Below are 17,981 nucleotides of genomic sequence, written 5' to 3' on the forward strand. Positions count from 1 at the left end.
CAGGCGGAGAAAGGGATTGATATGTCCTTCAATCTCGTTCCCGGTCTTGTCACCGCCCCCGTCGTTGAGCCCTCTGAAGAGGCCTCGCTTCCCGCCCCTCGTCCCTCCTCCGAGCTCCCCGAGGGCGCGAAGGTCCACGATGTCATCATCGTGGGCTCTGGCCCCGCAGGCTATACGGCGGCGATCTACACGGCGCGTGCGGGCTTGAATCCGCTTGTCCTCGCGGGTGCTATCAGCGCCGGCGGTGCCCTCATGAACACGACCGAAGTGGAGAACTTCCCGGGCTTCCCCGAAGGTGTTCAGGGGCCCGAACTCATGGACAAGATGCGAGAGCAGGCGGAAAAATTCGGTGCTGAAATCCGCTACGAGGACGTCACCGCCGTGAACCTTTCGGGGGACGTGAAGGTCCTCGCCCTTGATGATGAGCTCCTGTATGCGCGCTCCGTGATCCTCGCGACCGGCTCCGAGTACCGTCATATGAACGTTGAGGGCGAGGATCGTCTCTCTGGGCGTGGTGTCTCCTATTGCGCGACCTGCGATGGCTTCTTCTTCAAGGACAAGGTTCTCGCGGTGATCGGCGGAGGCGACTCGGCGATGGAGGAGGCGAGCTTCCTGACGAATTTCGCCTCGAAGGTCATTGTCGTGCACCGCCGTGATGCGCTGCGCGCTTCGAAGTCGATGGCGGATCGTGCGATGGCGAACCCGAAGATCGAGTTTGAGTGGAACGCGGTTGTCGATGAGGTTCTCGGCGACGAGGCCGTGAGGGGCCTGCGTTTGCGGTCGACTGTGGATGAGTCGATGCGCGAGATCGGCGTTGATGGCGTGTTCGTCGCGATCGGCCACCTGCCGCGCACGGGTTTTCTCGCCGAGGATGTGGCCCTGGACGAGGCCGGGTACATCACGGTTGAGGAGCCTTCGACCCGCACGAGCGTTGAAGGCGTCTTCGCCTGCGGTGACGCTGTTGATCACAGCTACCGTCAGGCGATCACGGCGGCAGGTTCCGGCTGCCGCGCCGCTCTTGATGCGGAGCGCTGGCTAGCGGCTTTGAACGACTGAGTTCTTTCGGCTCCACCGGGGAGTCGGCTTCAGGGCTTTGACCTCTTGGGTGCCTTGGAGGTGCCCGCGAAGCGTCGCGCTGCATCTCGCCGCATTCTTTGAAGGGCGGTGGCTCCGGGCGAAGGCGAGAGCGAGGGCAAGAGCAAACGGCCATTGCTTGTGAAGACGAGGGTTAACGGCCATTGCTTGCGAAGACGAGTAGTTGTGCACGAGTAGTTGTGCAGACGAATGGTTGTGAGGATTACTGGTCATGAGCTGGGATCCGCCGCTTTCGTAGCGGCGCGATACCCTGGCACGCATGACGACTCTCCCTTCGCCGCGCGATCCTTGCCCCTGCTGCTCGGGCGCGTCCTTCGGAAGGTGCTGTGCTCCGATCCTCGCAGGTGAGGCGGCGCCGAGTGCCCTCGCCCTCATGAGGTCGCGGTATTCGGCGTATGTGCTTGGCGACGAGAATCACCTGTTGCGCTCCTGGCATCCGAAGACGAGGCCGACTCCGCCCTTTTGTGATCCGAAGATTGAGTGGCTCGGCTTGCAGATCGTGAATGTCGATGGGGGCGGCGAGGAGGATTCAGAGGGGATTGTCGAGTTCATCGCCTCGTGGCGCTCTCCCGCCGAATCTGCGGATTCTTCCCAGGCGTCGCAGGATTCCCGGGCTTTGCAGGGTGTTGCCGGGGCCGTATCCTCGGCTTCCGGTGCTGCCTTTTCGCCCGCCGAATCCGACTCCTCGGCTTCGGCAAAGGGCTCTTCGCCTTCAGATACTCAGTCTCGGTTCGATGGTGTTTCTGCCTCCTTCGCTGTGGAGTCGATGCGCGAGCGCTCGCGCTTCCTTCGCCGCGCGGGCCGATGGGTCTACCTCGATGGAGATATCCGATGAAGGGCACCGACGAGCAGTGCCCGAACTCTGCGGAGGCCTTCGCTGTCCCGGCGAGCACAAGCACTCCCCGCTTTTTCCTCTGGGGAATCCTCATGCTGGCGAGCGTCCCCCTGTTCGGTCTTGTCGTTCGACTTCCCCAAGTCGCCCATCTCGACCGGAGCATCCTCGATGCGCTGATCGCCATGCGCACTCCTGCACTGACCCAGGTGATGCTGGTTGTGACGAATGTGTTCGCGCCAGTGGTGGCGGTCTCGTGGACGATCGTCTTAGGTGGTGTGATTCGTGTGTTCAGCGGCTCCTGGCGTGAAGGACTCATCATTCCAGCGGCAATGGTGTGCTCCTCGGCGATCACTGCGCTCATCAAGGAGTTCATTGAAAGCATCCGCCCCGCTTTTCCCGAGCGCCTCGTCGTGGAGGGCTCCTATTCCTTCCCCTCCGGGCATGCGACCGCTGTTGCTGCGGCCTGCGCCGCGGGGGTGCTCCTCATGCTTCACCACCTTGCGAATCGCATTCCGAGCGACGAGGACGGATCCTTCCCCCGACTCCCGGCCCGGATCATCAAAGGTTTCGTCATTGCGGGCGCGATCACCCTGATCGTCCTCATCGCTTTCACGCGCTTGTATTTGGGGGCGCATTGGTTTTCTGATGTGGTCGCGGGTGCCTTAGTCGGGACGGCGTCCTCACTTATCGTCGCGGAACTGCTTTTGGGCAGCACCTGAATCGAGAAGAAGCGAATTTCATGCTCTTTCCTCCTTGCCGCACCTCCGCACTCCAGCCTCGATCTTGCAAGGAGCTCACAGCCGGGCCCTAGCTTTTCAGGCCACCCACACATCGCCATCGGTTATTCACCGAACCCACACCCCGCCCTCGCCCTTTCACCGAGCCCACACCCCACCTCAGCCTCGGTTTTTCCCGCATCCGCACCCACACCCCCGACCTCGACCTTTCACCGCACCCGTCCCCCGGCCCTCGGCCTTTCACCACGCTCACAGCCCGCCCTCAGCGATAGGCTGAAGAATCAACCCGGGGGCGAGGAAGATCGGAGGCACCGTGGCTGCCAACGAAGACATCGTGGACTACGTGGAACGCTCTCTCACGCCCATCGCGGCCGAGGATTTCACGCCCGTGGATTCGCTGATCCTGTCCTGGGCCTCCTACTTCCGCATCCTGCCCGACCTTCCCGAAGCGGCCACCGAAAGAGGCGTCGAGGTTCGCGATCTCCTGCGCGCCGAGTGCTTTCCCCGCTTCTTCTGGACCGTGTGGGACCCGGAGAAGTGCAAGCGGCTCCTTTTCGCAATGGCGGCGAGCCCACGCTTCCGCTCGATCCGTCAGTGCTTTTGCGTTGACGATGTTGACGATGCGGAGCAGAAGCAGTTCGCCGCCTGCGCCTACGTCCTCGGCCCCGATCTCCTGTATGTCGCCTTCCGTGGGACCGATCGGACCCTGGTCGGGTGGAAGGAGGACTTCAATATGACTTTCGCGGCGCCCGTGCCCGCCCAGGAGTGCGCCGCCGACTATCTTGCGACCCTCGCGTCGAGGACGGATGCGAAGCTCCTAGTCGGAGGTCATTCGAAGGGCGGGAATCTCGCAATCTATGCGGCAGCTCGCAATGCCGAGCTGCTGGGCGATCGACTTCTTCGCGTCTACTCCCACGACGGACCGGGCTTTGTGCCGGAGATCCTCGCCGAACCGGGGTTTCGCGCGATCGAGGAGCGCGTCGACAGGACCGTTCCGCAGTCTTCGATCGTCGGGATGTTCCTCGACCAGTCCTATGCGTACACGGTCGTGAAGTCCACGAATCTGGGACCTCTCCAGCATGATCCCTTCTCCTGGGTCGTGGAGGGGAAGGATTTTGCGAGGGCGAACGGGCTGAGCTTCGATGCGCGCCGCATTGATACGATCCTCTCGTCCTGGCTCCTCGACCATTCTCCCGAGCAGCGCGAGCTCCTCGTCGACGCGATCTATTCGATCATTACGCTTCCCGAGGTCGAAACCGTCACCGATCTCGTGGAGTCCTGGCAGCAGAGCATCCCGGCAGTCCGGGATCGCATTGCCGCCCTCGATCCAGAGGTGCGGGCCGCGATCCTCGGCATGTTCAAGAGTCTTGCGACCTCGGGCCTGCGTGGCTCGGGGCGGAAGAAGGAACAGCGGGCACACGAGGGGCTAGCGATAGCTCGTCGCCAGGGTCGCGAAGAGAAAAGTCATTCACACGCATCTAATGAGTCCTGAGCTGGGAATAGAGTCGGGCGATACCGAGTGAGCAGTGCAGCGGTGAAGCTGCCCAGGGCGGAGGCACGGGTGCGCGGATCGGAAACGAGGGCGTGCAGTGTGGCGATGTGTGTGCCCAGGGTGGATGTGGGGGTGTGCGGATCGGAAATGAGAGCGTGCAGGGTGGCGGTGAGGGTGTGCTGGGCGGTGGTGAGGGTAGGCAGAGCGTGGGTGCGCAGAGCGGAAATGTGGGTGTGCGGGGTGGAGACGTGGACTCATGGTGCAGCGGTGGGGGTGTGCGGGGTGAAGATGTGACCCCGAGGTATGTACCCGCTCATACACCGCCTGAGGTCAGTGTCTCTTCCGAAGCCAATGCTTTAGCTCGCTCGGGTGTTTGTTGCGGCGTTAGGGTTTTCTCTTTCTCTATGGAGAGGGTGTTGCTTCAGGCTCGTGGGGTGCCTGGTGCTTTCGCGAAGCCACCGGTGATCACTGGTGAAAGTGTTTCCTTCCTCCAGAAGTAAGCGCGCTTCCCACTGCTTGTCGTGTGGGTATGTGTCTGGTCGCGTGGTTTGTGGTGTGGTTATTTGTCGGAGGGGACGAGGCTGATTTTCGCTCGCAGAATTGTGATGGGGGTGGAGGTTTCTGTGCTGGTCAGGGCGTTGGCGAGGTAGGCGCTGCGCCCAGAAGGGTAGGTGATGGTCGCATTCCACGTTGTTGTCAGGGTGATGATGCGCCCGGGTGAAGTTTGGGTGTAGACGTGGTTGAGGGTTTGAACAGGATAGGGAGCCGACGGGTCGGTGGTTTCTAGGGTGGGGGAGCCATCTCCGAAGTCGTAGGAGAAGTGTGAGGCTTCTAAGGCGATGGTGATTGCTTGGCCAAAGAGGCTCAGGGTGGTGTTTTGTGTGGGTGAGGTGACGTGCACGAGGGTGGGCAGTCCGACGAGGGCGTTTGTTTTGGGTTGCCAGGCAAGTCCTGCGCCGTTGATGGTGTGTTGGGCGTGGGCGTAGTTGATGATCTGGCGGGGGGAGAGGGATTCAACGCTGGGCGCAGTGTTCGTGGTGGGGTCGGGGTCTGGGGTTTCGCTTGTTTGGGGGTGTTCGAGTCCGAGGATGATTCGGCATTGTTGAAGAAGGATCGGCCCGTTTGCGGCGTGGGCGAGGCACTCTTCAAGAGCCCGATTCCACTCATCCGCCGAAGAAACACCCACCTCAATGCCATCACCCACACTGAAAACAGGACCCTCAACAACAGGGACAGCATCAGGTGCAGGAGACGGAACAGCAAAGTCGGAGAACGAATAGGTGCCGGTGTAATCGATAGTGTCACCTGAAGTTGAGGTTGAGATCTGAAGGGATTCTTCAACAATAGTGTTGTCAGCTCCGAGAGCGGGCTCCGGTCCTAGTAGAAGTACCACCGAGATAAGAGATGAGATTACTATTCGTCGGAGTCTACCGGGACTGCGTGTCTCCATAGTCTTCTCCTTCTGCTCCAGTTATCTTCCATTCGCTTCCGTCCCAATGAGCGATGACAAAGAGATGTCCTGTCCCTGCTGGAACATGCTCAAGGGTTGGGGGCGTGTACCTGTCGGCTTTACTCCTTTGCAGTAACAAAGAGAGGATGTAGCTATCGGTGAATTGTGCTGTTTCTGGGGAATTGGTGTTGACGGGACGGTTGCCTTCGACTTGTGTGATGGTGAATTTGACTCCGTGGGTCCATCCTCCGTTGTCGTAAACGGCGTGGACCCGCTCACTGATTGTCTGGCAGTAGGTGCATCGTTCTTCTGAGAATTCGTCGAGGGCTGTGGTGTCGCCGCTTGCCCACGAGTAGTTGATGAGGTCGATGAAGTGCCTGGCTGCCTGCTCGGCTCCGGTCTCGTTGTACTGGAAGGCAAGCTCACTCATTGTTGGCACTGAGGGAGTGACATGAGGTTTCCTCAATGTGCCGTCCTCGTTGAGGATGTAATCGCCCGACATTACGACTTCGGCGGACTGTGCGGCAGAACCCGACTGAGCGCCGCTAGGCGAAAACACTGAACACCCGGAGAGCATTACGAGGCCGGAGAGGGTCAAGACGAAGGCAAGCACCCGGGCAGCATGGGATGAGCGTGTCATCTTTACACGCTAAAGCAGCCACCAGAGAAACTCCACCACTTCCCACAACCTGTGGACAGCTGTGACAGCGCGGAATCCTGGGCAAGACCAGTGAACCCTGAGGCTACTCACCCTTCCTATTGAATGGTGTAGTCGCGGGGTCGGCTCGCCTGTTTCGAAAGCAGAATGGGAATAGGAGGAGCAAGCGCACAACACCCTTGAGCAGGTGAGGTCAACGCACTTCTTCTTCAATCGCTTGATGTCAGGTTCGAACTGCGAGGCGTGCTCCGGACGCAACACGTGGGCACTTCAGATGTCGAGCGCGTCGAGCCTCTCCTCGGCGTCGGCATAGCGAGATGTGCCGCGCAGCGATTCTCCTGGCTTTCGCGAGTGCAGCACGCGATTCCCGATTTAGCTCGCCGTAACTCTAGGTGAAGGATCCTGTTTTCACGCACGATTTGCCGATAAAACGCCCGAGTGACCGAAGACAGATCGAACCCGAAGTCCTCAGCGATCGCCGCAGCACGCTCCTTCATTTCATCATCCCCATGTACAGTCCACCGTGCTCATCAGTCCCCCTTTGTACGACAGTGTGGATTCAGCGCCTGACATTTGAAAGAGCCACCGTACGGTCACAAGAAGTAACGCCAATGGGCGACATGCGCTACTGCGGTGTGTCGCCCACCATGCGAAGTTGACGATCCGTCATTCCTGAAATCGGCGACCCTCCGCCTCACGAATCGGAGCGATCGGGACTCCGTGTTCCCACCGCGGGCTCCAACTCGATCTTTTCCCCCGCCCAATGCTCGAGGAGCCAGCGGTCGTGGCTCGCGACGAGGAGCGTGCCGTTCCATTCGGCGAGAGCCTTTTCCAGGGCTTCGATCGAATCGAGGTCGAGGTAGTTCGTCGGCTCGTCGACAATAAGGATTTCGGGAGCTGCGGCCACAGCAAGGGCGAGCTGAACGCGCCGCTGATTCCCCGCCGCGAGCTCACCGACCGGGCGGGCCCACATCGAGGGGTGGAGGATTCCCGCACCGATTTCGCCGATGCCCGACTTCCAGGTCTTGGCATCCAGGCCGGGGTCACCCATTTCGGGGAGCCGCTGGGGGACGAGGGCGAGTCGCCTGCCGAGGTCGATGGAGCCGGTCGAATCGGTGGTCGGAGCAGTGCCTCTTGCGATCCACCGCAGGAGCGTTGACTTTCCGGCGCCGTTCGGGCCGGTGAGGAGCAGGTGCTCGCCCGTGCGCACGTCGAGTGTGATCGGCGCGAGTCTGCCGGGAACGGTTGCGTTTCGAATCGCGACAGCGACGGAAGCGTTCGCCTCCCTGACTGGCGGCAGGTCCATTGAGAGGAGGTATTCGCGGGGCTTGCGGACCTCGCGCGACTCCAGGGCCTCCAACTTCCTGTCGTCGTTTCGGGTCCTGCGCGTCATCGTCTTCGAGGCTCGGTCTGCGAAGAACTTCCTTTGGGAGGGCGTTGCCTCTTTGAGTCGGATCCCACCCTTCTGAATGTCCTCGGCGGAACGCCGGTGCACGCGGATCGACTTCTTCTCCTCCTGCTGGGCGGCGTGGAGCTTGGCATGTCCGGCGCGGGCCTTCGCCTTGCGCTCGAGGTAGTCGGCGTAGCCTCCTGCGCAGCGGTGCACGCCCGCAAGCGGAGCCTGAGCGGTCGCAGTGAGGAGCGCCTGCCAGGGCGCGGTGTCGAGGTCGAGGAGGACAGTCGCGGTCTCATCGATGAAGGCTCGGTCGTGGCTCGCGAATAGGATCGGCCCCGAGAAGGCTTTGAGGAGGGCCGACAGGTACCGGGCCGCTTCGGCGTCGAGATGGTTCGTCGGCTCGTCGAGGACGAGGACGGAGGGCGAGGCGAGGAGGGTGGCGGCGAGTTCGAGTCGACCTCGCTGGCCGGGGGACAGGGTCGCAAGATCACGGGCCCGCCCGTTTTTTCCGGCGATGATGGAAAGGCCGAGACCGGCGAGGGTCGTTTCGATGCGAACGTCGAGGCTCCACGCCTCGGCAGCCTCCATGTGAACGAGGAGCTCGTCGAACTCACGGCTAAGGCGCCGTTCCTCGGCCGGGGACGGACATGAGGCGAGCGCCGCGTTCACCTCCTCGAATCGTGCGGAGAGCGTGCGGATCGGCGCGGTCGCCGCATCGAGGCAGTCTCCGACGGTACCGGCCATCGCGTGGACGTCCGGGGCGCGTCGCAGGCCCGCGGCCCCGCCCTCGATTCCCGTGATCTCAGCGCTGCCGCGCCTGGGGACGAGGTCGCCGGTGACGAGAGAGAGGAGAGTCGACTTGCCGCAGCCGTTCGGCCCGATGAGACACGCGCGCTCCCCGTTGACGACGGAAAAGGACACGGCCTCGAGAAGGGGGTCAGCGGTGTAGGAGAAGGTGAGGTCAGTCAGGGTGATCGCGGGCACGGGTGCTCCTGGGTGCATCGATGCGGACGGGGAAGGTGTCGGACTGGGCCGAGGGGATTCACGCGATCATGCCGTCACGGTAGCACGCGTGCTCATCGAACCCAGCCCCGTGTCGAAGCGTCGGGGCTTCCGCTCGACGAGATCGGAGAGATCATGGCGAACCGTGGTGATCTTGAGGGTCTGCGCATCACCACGTCCAATCATCGCGAGCGCCTGTCTTGCGAGCGTGCACGGCTGGATGAGATGAGCGCAGCGTTCGACCGTATGAACACCTACTTTCAGGACTCCACGATGATCATCAACGTCCGCCGTATGCACATGCCCGTCATGACCATCGCATCCCTTCGCCGCATCCTTCTGTCTGACGCCGAAGAGGGCGAGTTATGGCAGGAAATCGGCCCACTCATGTCGAATAGCGGAGTTCCCCATGCCCGACCACGACGAGGGGTCTCGGCGGGGCGGCTCAACATTCTTAGGCGCGTCCGGGATGATCCGCATGGAAACCTCCCCTGTCATTCACTCCAATCATGGGCCCAATGCGGTAATGGGAACGACGCAGACGCCGTCCGCTCGCTTGTAGCTGTATCGACCACCCGTGATCACGATGAGGGCAGCGGGTTCACCGTGTCGGTCATGGTCGATTTTGTCGGCCATGCGCAACAGGGAGGCAGCTGCTTCATCTGCAGCGTTCTCCCCCAGTTTGACCTCAATGCCAGCCCACGTACCGTCGGGAAGCTCGAGGACGATATCGATTTGCGCACCGGTCCGAGAGTCACGCCAAGATGAGAGCGCCGCTCCGAGCGGTTGTGAATAGACCCGAAGGTCTCGGGCGACGAGTGATTCGAAGTGCAGTCCCGCCGCTTCGAGGTCTTTCGACAACTCGTCAACTCCCAGACCGAGTGCCGATGCCCCGAGCGAAGGATCCACGAAGTGATTGACCGGTGTTGTGCGGAGTCGGGTTCGAGATCTCATGTGCGGCCGCCAGGCTGGAATCGCTTCGACCAGCATCAGTCTGTCCAAAGCGTCGAGGTAGTTGGACAGCGTTTCTGATGCGACCGCTCCCCGTGGCCCTCCCCACATCGCGGGCTAGGGCCGTAAGGTTGAGCGGCGTCGCCGCGGATCGTCCCAGAGAGGTCAGGAGTCTTTCGATGTTGGCGGGATTCCTACGCAGTCCCATTCCAGGCACATCGACCTCGGCGACATTGCGAAGGTAGTCGCGCAACCAAGTTCGGGCTGCACGTTCAGTAGCGTCCAGAAGATCCGGCCAACCACCAATAACGATTCGTTCAAGCAGATTATGAATTGCCAGCCGCTCTGCCCGTCCACTCGGATCCTCACCAATCAGAAATCTCTTAAGGCTGATCTGTCCACTGGAGTGTCGTGTCTCGAACAGACTCATCGGCCGCATTCGGAGGCGCCCGATCCGGTCGGCCCCTGAGTGCATGCGTGCGTTGTCCCGTGGGCGCGCAGAGCCCGTCAGGATGTAGAGCCCCTTTCCTTCATGGTCATTCACGGCACGACGCACGAGATTCCACAACTCTGGGACCTCCTGCCATTCATCGAAGACAATCGGCGGAGTCTCCATGAACAGTTGCTCGGGCTGGATCTGAGCGGTGGCACGGGCGGCACGGGCTACGTCCATCCGAAGGACGGTCTTCGCTAGGCGTTGCGCTGTTCTCGTCTATCCGACGGCCTTCGGTCCGTTGATCAGTACGGCACCAGTTACCGACATCCGCTGCTGCAACTCGCTGTCCGCCACGCGAGATCGATAATCCGCCATATTTGAAATCTAAGATTCGCCATCTCCAGAGAAGTAGGGCTGTTCAAACAGCGATGAACATAAGCGAGTTCGTTATCGCCAGAGATTCTGACTGCGCCAGTCTTTAGAGAAACCCATCGTGCTCTGCGCGCTCAGACCAAGCGCTTCAACCGACTGAGGAAAGGTTGCCATGCCATCAACGAAGCGGGCAGGTCAGGAAGTCTTCGGGTCAAACGCTCTCAGAAGGTAGGCGGTGGTAGCCGCATGGAAACACACGCGGTGGTCCACCGGCGCTTTCGTGGAAGCTTGGAGGTGTGCAAGAAGATTTGGGAACTCCAACATGGCAAGGTTGAGGCGATTCGACTGGAAGACGAGCTCACGATTCCACACGCGATTGCCATGGGCACAGTGATTGCGCAACACATTCAAGGCTCGCAGCCACCCTCGGACGACCTCCTATTTTCACGCTCAGCTCCCGTGCGATTTAGCGCTGGTCCTTAAGAGCCATGAGATCCAGGAGACTGACCAGGCAGCCCATCGTCATGAACTCCGTTGCTACCCAGATGGGAACCTCGCTGTCGTAGCCTTCAACGAAGTGCAGGACAAACCTTTGCTTGCCGTATTCTGTGGCAACAGAGCCCCAACCGAGTAGTACGGTCTACAGCAAATCCGAGGAACAACACTCAAATCAAGGCCGCTGTCCGAATACCTTGGTTACGGTTGATGATTGCTTGACATAGTCCGCCGCATCAGGAGCAATCATCTTGAAGACTTCCATTAGGCTCTCATGAATAATGTCCGGCTCCTGACTCGGTTTCTTCCACCGATCGAAAATCGGTTCATGGTGAGCAATCCGGTTTCTTACATCATTGATGTCGCCAATGATCATGTCGATAGTGGCACGGTCGGTTCGCAGTGGGTACGCGTGATGGAGATACGGAACCCATACGGTCTTCTCATGTGATGCAGAAGTTAGGTGTCTCCAAAAACCGAAGCTCAACTCTGCCATCACCTTCCCTGCTGTCGCCTTTGCACCACCACACTTCCGTATCGCGTCGTCAACGGCACGACGATTCCGATAGTTCACGTCGCTTCCGCGTTTGAGACCCGATCTATCCTTCTTGATCCTCCAGATCGGCATCACCGCCGGTGAATTAGGATCCAGCAACCAATGAACACCGCCTGACCAGCGTGTTCCTATAGCTGCGTCGTAGGCATTCCGCAGCGCGATTTCAAAGTGTGCGATGTCGTGCATGAGTGCTTGACCAAGAGCGACATTCCACTCATACAACGTCAATGCTCGGCTGTGGTCCCCTGCGCATAAGTCGAGGTACTTCTGAAATCGGGGAGTTCCCAGCTAAGCTTCGATCCAATCATCAGACACGGATTGGCCTCCAGAAGATTCAAAGCCCCGGCGACTTGGCCGAAGCCAGCGGTCCACACGGGGCTAACGCTGCTGATAGTACTTCAGGTTCGCTCAGCCGGTCAATCGCCCGTAGCAACATGCCAGTAGAACCCCGACGATACAAACATTCTCAGAGGCCACTACCGTCCTAGATGGATCGATCGAAGTTGACATCCCCAACAACCTGGGAGATGCTTTCGCCCACCAGGTCCACTCTCAATACGGGAACTCCACCGACATTGGCTCACAGAAGAACACAAGCTCTCCCCCGCTCCTCGACTCTGATTCGCAAGCCCGGAACGATGGCCACACCAATAACAGCACCATGCCGCTTCTTCGCGTGAAAACGAAAACCCCCGTGCACGCTTTCGCCTGCAGCGGGGGTGTTTCTATTCTGTGGAGCTAACGGGACTCGAACCCGTAACCCCCTGCTTGCAAAGCAGGTGCGCTACCAATTGCGCCATAGCCCCCGGTGAAGACTCAGTCTTCGTAAGGTTCGTCCGTGACGGACTTCCACAACTCAACGTTATCGGAGAGATCCTCGAAGATTTGACGAATAACAACGCCGACTGCAACAGCCGCGGTGACCGCTGACAGGGCTGTGATCCACTTCTTCATTGGGGATCTCCGTCTCTCGTGCGATGCGGATGGTGGGCCTAGGTGGGCTCGAACCACCGACCTCAGTCTTATCAGGACTGCGCTCTAACCTACTGAGCTATAGGCCCATCCGTGCTCTCTCGGGCACCGCATTATCGTAACCGCCCTTGAGTTGCACCGGCAAATCCGTGGACGTGAGGTGCGGCACGACGCTCCTTGAAGAGCAAAACCTGTCCCACATCAAGGCTCAGCTAGGAGCCGCGTGCCACGTCACGCTATGAAGCTCGACATCAAGCCGTGAAGCTCGGCCCGGCGCACACCCCACCTCAAGGCACGCCAGGGGCGGGCGCGCGCCTCATTCATCCATGAGGGAAACTTTGATTCCGCCCACCAGGGAGGCGATGACGTTGTAGAGCATCGCTCCCAGGGTTGCGGTCGCAGTCAAGAGCACGACATTCGAGACCGCCACGATCGTCGCATAGGACAAGACCTTCGGCAGGCGCAGGTAGTCGAGCAGGGAGGTGAACTTCTGAGCTCCGATCGTCTTGAGGAACTCCTCGATCGTCGAGAAGACGTGCATCCCATCGACCATGAACCACAAGACCGCGGTGCCAATAACCATCGCAATGCCCAGGGCCACGGACAAGAGGAAACTGACCTTCATGACCGTCCAGGCGTCGACGCGTGCGATCGCGAGATCAACCCTGCGGGGGACGTCATCGTACACGCTGCTCTGCTCGCTCATTCCTCGTTGCCTTCCTCACTGGATTCCTCCTCAGACGCTACAGCCTCCGAGGCCTTTTCGATGGTGTTCTCGCCCAGAGTGGCGGTCTTCTCGCTTGAAGACTCCTCCGAAGCCTCACCTGAAAGCTCCCCCGAAGCCCCTCCAGAAAGCTCCTCTGACGTCACGCCTGAAACCTCGCCAGACGTTCCGCCAGAAACCTCATCCGAAAACTCGTCTTCGTCCTCGTCGATGTCGCGCTCCGGGTTCGGCGTGATCGCAATAATGCGGTCATCCTCATCGGGGCGGGCGAAAATCACACCCATCGTATTGCGGGCGGTCGGACGCACATCAGAAGCATTGACCTGAACGAGTTTGCCGGATTCCGTGATGACCATGACATCCTCGTCCGGATTGACGACGAGGGCGCCCACGAGGCCACCTCGCTCATCGACAAGTTTGCCGACGCGCACGCCAAGAGTGCCGCGCCCCTTCCTCGGATACTCCTCCACGGGTGTGCGCTTCGCATAACCGGACTCGGTGACGATGAGCAGATCCGAGCCCTCGCGGGGCACCTCCATCGACAAGAGCTCATCGTCGCCGCGGAACTTCATGCCGCGCACACCCGAGGTCGAACGCCCCATGGGACGCAGATTCTCATCGCTCGCGGCAAAACGAGCGGCCTGGCCGTCACGGGACACGAGGATCAGATCCTGGTCGGAGGTGATGACCTGCGCGGACACGAGCTCATCGGGACGCCCCGCCTCGTCCTCGCGAAGGTTGATTGCGATAATGCCGCCGGTGCGGGCCGACTCGTAGAGCTTGAGCGGAGTCTTCTTGACAAGACCGGACTTCGTTGCGAGCACCAGGTAGTCGGCGACCTCGTAATCACGGATCGCGAGGACTTGCGCGATCTTCTCCTCAGGCTGGAAGGCCAGGAGATTCGCGACGTGCTGGCCCTTGGCGTCGCGACCGCCCTCGGGAATCTCATAGGCCTTCGCGCGATACACGCGCCCAAGGTTCGTGAAGAACAGCAGCCAATGGTGGGTGGTCGTGACGAAGAAATGCTCCACCACGTCATCGCCGCGCAACTGGGTGCCGCGCACGCCCTTGCCGCCGCGCTTTTGGGAACGGTAATGATCGGTGCGGGTGCGCTTGGCGAAGCCGTCGCGAGTGATGGTGACGACCACATCCTCTTCGGGGATGAGGTCTTCCATGCTCATTTCCCCATCGAAGGGGACGATGCGGGTGCGCCTCTCGTCGCCGTACTTCGCGACAATCTCTCCAAGCTCTTCAGAGATGATGGCCCGCTGGCGCTCGGGGCGCTCCAAAATGTCGCGCAGGTCCGTGACGCGCGCAGTGAGTTCGGCGTGTTCGTTGAGGATCTTTTGGCGTTCGAGGGCGGCGAGGCGGCGCAGCTGGAGGGCGAGGATCGCGTCAGCCTGGACACTATCCACGTCAAGGAGCTCCATCAAACCGGTGCGCGCCTCCTCAACCGTCGGGGAACGGCGGATGAGGGCGATGACTTCGTCAAGCGCATCCAGGGCCTTGAGGTAGCCCTCGAGGATGTGGAGGCGTTCCAGGGCTTTGCGGAGGCGGAAGTTCGTGCGCCTTTGGATGACCTGCATCTGGTGGGTGACCCAGTGGCGGATGAAACCGTCAATCGACAAGGTGCGCGGCACGCCGTCGACGAGGGCGAGCATGTTCGCTGAGAAGTTCTCCTGCAGGCTCGTCCTCTTATACAGGTTGTTGAGGACGACTTTGGCGGTGGCATCGCGCTTGAGGACGATGACGAGCCTTTGCCCGGTGCGCCCCGAAGTTTCATCGCGGATGTCCGCGATCCCCTGGATCTGGCCGTCGCGCACGAGCTGCGCGATCTTATCTGCCAGGTTATCGGGGTTGACCTGGTAGGGAAGCTCGGTGACGATGAGGCACTGCCTGCCGTGGATCTCCTCGACGTTGACGACTGCGCGCTGCGTGATCGAGCCTCGGCCCGTGCGATAGGCGTCTTCAATGCCCTTTCGTCCCAGGATCGTCGCACCCGTCGGGAAATCCGGGCCGGGGATGATCTTCAGAAGGGCTTCGAGGAGTTCTTCACGGGAGGCCTCGGGGTTGTCGAGCGCCCACTGGACTCCCTTGGCGACCTCGCGCAGGTTATGGGGCGGGATCCTCGTCGCCATGCCGACTGCGATACCTTCGGAGCCGTTGACGAGCAGGTTCGGGAAGCGCGAGGGCAGGATCGTCGGTTCTTGGTTCTTGCCGTCGTAGTTGTCTTGGAAGTCGACGGACTCCTCGTCGATGTCGCGCACCATCTCCATGGCGAGGGGCGCCATTTTGCATTCGGTGTAACGCGGAGCTGCGGGCCCGAGGTTGCCGGGGGTGCCGAAATTGCCCTGGCCGGCGACCAGCGGATAGCGCAGCGACCACCATTGCACGAGGCGCGCGAGGGCATCGTAGATCGCCGAATCACCGTGCGGGTGGTAGTTGCCCATGACATCGCCGACGATGCGGCTCGACTTCGAGAAGGACGAGCTCGGACGGTATCCGCCGTCGTACATCGCGTAGAGGACGCGACGGTGCACGGGTTTGAGGCCGTCGCGCACGTCGGGCAGGGCTCGCCCGACAATGACGCTCATCGCGTAGTCGAGGTAGGACCTTTGCATTTCGACCTGGAGGTCGACCCTTTGAACACGGTCAAAATCGACCGTTTCTTTGCTCGGGGTGGTCTTCTCGTCGCTCACATTCGTCCTTCGTTTGTTTGTCGATGCCCAAGGCCGGGCGTTTCGGCCCCTGGCGTCGTCTCAGTGTCAGATGTCGAGGAAGCGCACGTCGGAGGCGTTGCGCTGAATGAAGGAGCGGCGACGGTCGACGTCGTCCCCCATGAGGATCGTGAAGATCTCGTCCGCGTCCGCCGCCTCATCGAGGGTGACCTGTTTGAGGATGCGGTGAGCCGGGTCCATGGTGGTTTCCCACAGCTCATGGTCGTTCATCTCACCCAAGCCCTTGTAGCGCTGGATGCCGCCTTCCTTCGGGAGGCGGTGTCCTGCGGACTGGCCTGCGGTGAGGAGCTTGTCGCGTTCCTTATCGGAGTAGGCGAATTCGTGCTCGGCGTTCGTCCATTTGATGCGGTAGAGCGGCGGCATCGCGATATAGGTGTGTCCCTGTTCGATCAGGGGGCGCATGTATCGGAACAGGAGGGTGAGCAGGAGCGTCGCAATGTGCTGACCGTCCACATCCGCGTCGGCCATGATGACGATCTTGCCGTAGCGGAGCTTGTTGAGGTCGAAATCCTCGCCGATTCCCGTACCGAAAGCGGTAATGAGGGAGCGGATGGTGTCTGAAGACAGGGCCCGGTCCAGGCGCGCTTTTTCAACGTTGAGGATCTTGCCGCGGATCGGCATGATCGCCTGATGTTCGGGGTCGCGTCCACCGACGGCTGAACCTCCCGCAGAGTCGCCCTCGACGATGAAGATTTCGCAGTCTTCGGCCTTGCGCGAGGAGCAGTCACGCAGTTTGCCGGGCATGGAAGCGGATTCGAGGACGCCCTTGCGTCTTGTCGCTTCGCGGGCCTTGCGGGCGGCGACTCTGGCGGCCTGAGCTTGCTGACTCTTCTGGATGATCGCCTTCGCTTCGGCAGGGTGGGCGTCGAACCAGTCGCCGAGCTGCGAATACACCTGCTGTTGGACGAAAGTGCGGGCCTCGGTGTTGCCGAGTTTCGTCTTCGTCTGGCCTTCGAACTGGGGTTCGCTGAGTTTGATGGAGATGACGGCGGTGAGTCCTTCGCGGATATCGTCGCCCGTGAGGTTGTCATCCTTGTCCTTGATGATGTTCTTCTCGCGCCCGTAGCGGTTGACGAGAGTGGTGAGTGCGGTGCGGAACCCTTCTTCGTGGGTGCCGCCTTCGGTCGTGTTGATCGTGTTCGCGAAAGTGTGGACCGAGGACGAGTAGGCGGTCGTCCATTGCATGGCGATCTCGACACTCATCGTGCCTTCGTCGTTTTCCGATTCGAAGTCGATGATCTCAGCGTTAACGACATCGTTCTTCTTCGTCGAATCGATGTATTCGACGTAGTCGCGCAGGCCGTGCTCGTACATGTAGCTGACGGCGCGGTGACCGGGAACCGGATCGTCGGCTGTGCCGAGCTCGTCGCCGGTGATTTCGTCGCCATCGTCGACGGCGGTGGGCCGCTCATCGGTCAGCGTGATGCGCAGGCCCTTGTTAAGGAAGGCCATCTGCTGGAAGCGTTGACGCAGGGTCTCGAAGGAGAAGACGGTGGTTTCGAAGATCTCGGGATCGGGGTAGAAGGTCTGTGTCGTACCGGTTTCCTCGGTTGCTTCTCCGCGGACGAGTTCGGTGATCGGATGTCCGCCGTTCGCAAAAGACATGCGCCACACGTAGCCCTGACGGCGGATGACTGTGTCGACGCGGGTTGATAGGGCGTTGACGACGGAAATGCCGACGCCGTGCAGGCCACCGGAAACCGCGTAGCCGCCGCCACCGAATTTGCCTCCGGCGTGCAGGATCGTCATGACGACCTCGACGGTGGGCTTGTGCTCGCTCGGGTGTTCATCGACGGGGATGCCTCGACCGTTGTCGACGACTCGAAGACCACCGTCTTCGAGGATCGTGACCTCGATGTGGTCGGCGTATCCAGCGAGTGCTTCGTCGACGGAGTTATCGACGACCTCGTAGACCAGGTGGTGGAGTCCGCGTTCGCCGGTCGATCCGATGTACATGCCCGGGCGTTTGCGGACGGCCTCTAGCCCCTCGAGAACGGTGATGTCCGAAGCACCGTAGCCTTCGGACCCGTCGGTCGTCATCTCGTTGTCAGCCACACGGCTCCCCTCGTACG

General features: G+C 60.8%; 16 protein-coding genes, 2 tRNA genes and 1 pseudogene. 5 read left to right on the forward strand and 14 right to left on the reverse strand.

The window, feature by feature from the left end; genetic code table 11:
- Positions 1 to 21 precede the first annotated feature (21 nt).
- From trxB to FFA61_RS08780, 4 genes are all read left to right on the forward strand, one after another.
- Positions 22 to 1,056: a thioredoxin-disulfide reductase gene (gene trxB / locus FFA61_RS08765; RefSeq protein ID WP_005962814.1), complete on the forward strand. Its 1,035-nt coding sequence runs from the start codon at positions 22 to 24 to the stop codon at positions 1,054 to 1,056.
- A 298-nt stretch (positions 1,057 to 1,354) separates the two neighbouring features.
- Positions 1,355 to 1,930 carry a YchJ family protein gene (locus tag FFA61_RS08770; protein WP_131247217.1) on the forward strand — a complete coding sequence of 192 codons (576 nt, stop codon included), beginning with the start codon at positions 1,355 to 1,357 and terminating at the stop codon, positions 1,928 to 1,930.
- Positions 1,927 to 2,649, forward strand: a complete 723-nt coding sequence (locus FFA61_RS08775; protein WP_005962808.1) for a phosphatase PAP2 family protein — start codon at positions 1,927 to 1,929, stop codon at positions 2,647 to 2,649. Before FFA61_RS08770 ends, FFA61_RS08775 begins: the two co-directional genes overlap by 4 nt.
- Before the next feature lie 331 nt (positions 2,650 to 2,980).
- Entirely contained in the window at positions 2,981 to 4,159 is a 1,179-nt protein-coding gene (locus tag FFA61_RS08780) for an Mbeg1-like protein (protein ID WP_005962805.1), read from the forward strand.
- A gap of 559 nt (positions 4,160 to 4,718) precedes the next feature.
- Here the strand turns inward: FFA61_RS08780 and FFA61_RS08785 are convergent.
- From FFA61_RS08785 to FFA61_RS09670, 6 genes and pseudogenes are all read right to left on the reverse strand, one after another.
- Positions 4,719 to 5,609, reverse strand: coding sequence for a hypothetical protein (locus FFA61_RS08785; protein WP_131247215.1), 891 nt, complete (start codon positions 5,607 to 5,609; stop codon positions 4,719 to 4,721).
- Entirely contained in the window at positions 5,587 to 6,249 is a 663-nt protein-coding gene (locus tag FFA61_RS08790; protein ID WP_083879458.1) for a DUF6318 family protein, read from the reverse strand. The genes FFA61_RS08785 and FFA61_RS08790 overlap by 23 nt, the downstream gene beginning before the upstream one ends.
- 712 nt (positions 6,250 to 6,961) lie before the next feature.
- A complete protein-coding gene (locus FFA61_RS08800) occupies positions 6,962 to 8,647 on the reverse strand; it encodes an ABC-F family ATP-binding cassette domain-containing protein (RefSeq protein WP_005962792.1) in 1,686 nt (561 codons plus the stop codon).
- 66 nt (positions 8,648 to 8,713) lie between these two features.
- Positions 8,714 to 8,965, reverse strand: coding sequence for a hypothetical protein (locus FFA61_RS08805; protein ID WP_040313581.1), 252 nt, complete (start codon positions 8,963 to 8,965; stop codon positions 8,714 to 8,716).
- Between the two features lie 207 nt (positions 8,966 to 9,172).
- Positions 9,173 to 9,643 (reverse strand): annotated as a pseudogene (locus tag FFA61_RS09335) (DUF4143 domain-containing protein); the annotation flags it as partial.
- A complete protein-coding gene (locus FFA61_RS09670) occupies positions 9,531 to 10,217 on the reverse strand; it encodes an ATP-binding protein (protein WP_483407241.1) in 687 nt (228 codons plus the stop codon). The gene FFA61_RS09670 and the pseudogene FFA61_RS09335, both read right to left, overlap by 113 nt.
- On the opposite strand from FFA61_RS09670, the gene FFA61_RS09465 reads away from it, so the two are divergent.
- A complete protein-coding gene (locus tag FFA61_RS09465; RefSeq protein WP_242600868.1) occupies positions 10,149 to 10,310 on the forward strand; it encodes a hypothetical protein in 162 nt (53 codons plus the stop codon). The two genes, FFA61_RS09670 and FFA61_RS09465, sit on opposite strands and share 69 nt — an antisense overlap.
- A 580-nt stretch (positions 10,311 to 10,890) precedes the next feature.
- Here FFA61_RS09465 and FFA61_RS09655 read toward each other — a convergent pair.
- The 8 genes from FFA61_RS09655 to gyrB all read right to left on the reverse strand — a co-directional run bounded on the left by FFA61_RS09655 (position 10,891) and on the right by gyrB (position 17,949).
- Positions 10,891 to 11,007, reverse strand: coding sequence for an Abi family protein (locus FFA61_RS09655; RefSeq protein ID WP_083879477.1), 117 nt, complete (start codon positions 11,005 to 11,007; stop codon positions 10,891 to 10,893).
- Between the two features lie 87 nt (positions 11,008 to 11,094).
- The gene (locus FFA61_RS08825) at positions 11,095 to 11,661 is read right to left on the reverse strand and encodes a hypothetical protein (RefSeq protein ID WP_005962777.1); all 567 of its coding nucleotides are present in this window, start codon (positions 11,659 to 11,661) and stop codon (positions 11,095 to 11,097) included.
- Positions 11,662 to 12,208: 547 nt separating this feature from the next.
- Positions 12,209 to 12,281, reverse strand: a tRNA-Ala gene (locus FFA61_RS08830).
- Positions 12,282 to 12,291: 10 nt separating this feature from the next.
- Positions 12,292 to 12,429, reverse strand: coding sequence for a DLW-39 family protein (locus FFA61_RS09235; RefSeq protein ID WP_005962775.1), 138 nt, complete (start codon positions 12,427 to 12,429; stop codon positions 12,292 to 12,294).
- A gap of 30 nt (positions 12,430 to 12,459) precedes the next feature.
- Positions 12,460 to 12,536: transfer RNA gene (locus tag FFA61_RS08835), tRNA-Ile, on the reverse strand.
- A 227-nt stretch (positions 12,537 to 12,763) separates the two neighbouring features.
- Entirely contained in the window at positions 12,764 to 13,153 is a 390-nt protein-coding gene (locus FFA61_RS08840) for a DUF3566 domain-containing protein (RefSeq protein ID WP_005962772.1), read from the reverse strand.
- Positions 13,150 to 15,870, reverse strand: coding sequence for a DNA gyrase subunit A (gene gyrA, locus FFA61_RS08845; RefSeq protein WP_005962770.1), 2,721 nt, complete (start codon positions 15,868 to 15,870; stop codon positions 13,150 to 13,152). Before gyrA ends, FFA61_RS08840 begins: the two co-directional genes overlap by 4 nt.
- Positions 15,871 to 15,936: 66 nt before the next feature.
- Positions 15,937 to 17,949: a DNA topoisomerase (ATP-hydrolyzing) subunit B gene (gene gyrB / locus FFA61_RS08850; protein ID WP_207382566.1), complete on the reverse strand. Its 2,013-nt coding sequence runs from the start codon at positions 17,947 to 17,949 to the stop codon at positions 15,937 to 15,939.
- Between the last annotated feature and the right edge of the window lie 32 nt (positions 17,950 to 17,981).

It is taken from the genome of Schaalia cardiffensis F0333 (assembly GCF_005886435.1).
GTDB lineage: Bacteria > Actinomycetota > Actinomycetes > Actinomycetales > Actinomycetaceae > Pauljensenia > Pauljensenia cardiffensis.

What these genes read in the sequence shown, in the direction of transcription:
- FFA61_RS09465 (WP_242600868.1), top strand. Translation starts at nt 10,149, where the DNA reads ATGGTCATTCACGGCACGACGCACGAGATTCCACAACTCTGGGACCTC.
- FFA61_RS08790 (WP_083879458.1), bottom strand. Translation starts at nt 6,249, where the DNA reads ATGACACGCTCATCCCATGCTGCCCGGGTGCTTGCCTTCGTCTTGACC.
- FFA61_RS08775 (WP_005962808.1), top strand. Translation starts at nt 1,927, where the DNA reads ATGAAGGGCACCGACGAGCAGTGCCCGAACTCTGCGGAGGCCTTCGCT.
- FFA61_RS08840 (WP_005962772.1), bottom strand. Translation starts at nt 13,153, where the DNA reads ATGAGCGAGCAGAGCAGCGTGTACGATGACGTCCCCCGCAGGGTTGAT.
- trxB (WP_005962814.1), top strand. Translation starts at nt 22, where the DNA reads ATGTCCTTCAATCTCGTTCCCGGTCTTGTCACCGCCCCCGTCGTTGAG.
- gyrB (WP_207382566.1), bottom strand. Translation starts at nt 17,949, where the DNA reads ATGACGACCGACGGGTCCGAAGGCTACGGTGCTTCGGACATCACCGTT.
- FFA61_RS08785 (WP_131247215.1), bottom strand. Translation starts at nt 5,609, where the DNA reads ATGGAGACACGCAGTCCCGGTAGACTCCGACGAATAGTAATCTCATCT.
- FFA61_RS09235 (WP_005962775.1), bottom strand. Translation starts at nt 12,429, where the DNA reads ATGAAGAAGTGGATCACAGCCCTGTCAGCGGTCACCGCGGCTGTTGCA.
- FFA61_RS08770 (WP_131247217.1), top strand. Translation starts at nt 1,355, where the DNA reads ATGACGACTCTCCCTTCGCCGCGCGATCCTTGCCCCTGCTGCTCGGGC.
- FFA61_RS08825 (WP_005962777.1), bottom strand. Translation starts at nt 11,661, where the DNA reads ATGCACGACATCGCACACTTTGAAATCGCGCTGCGGAATGCCTACGAC.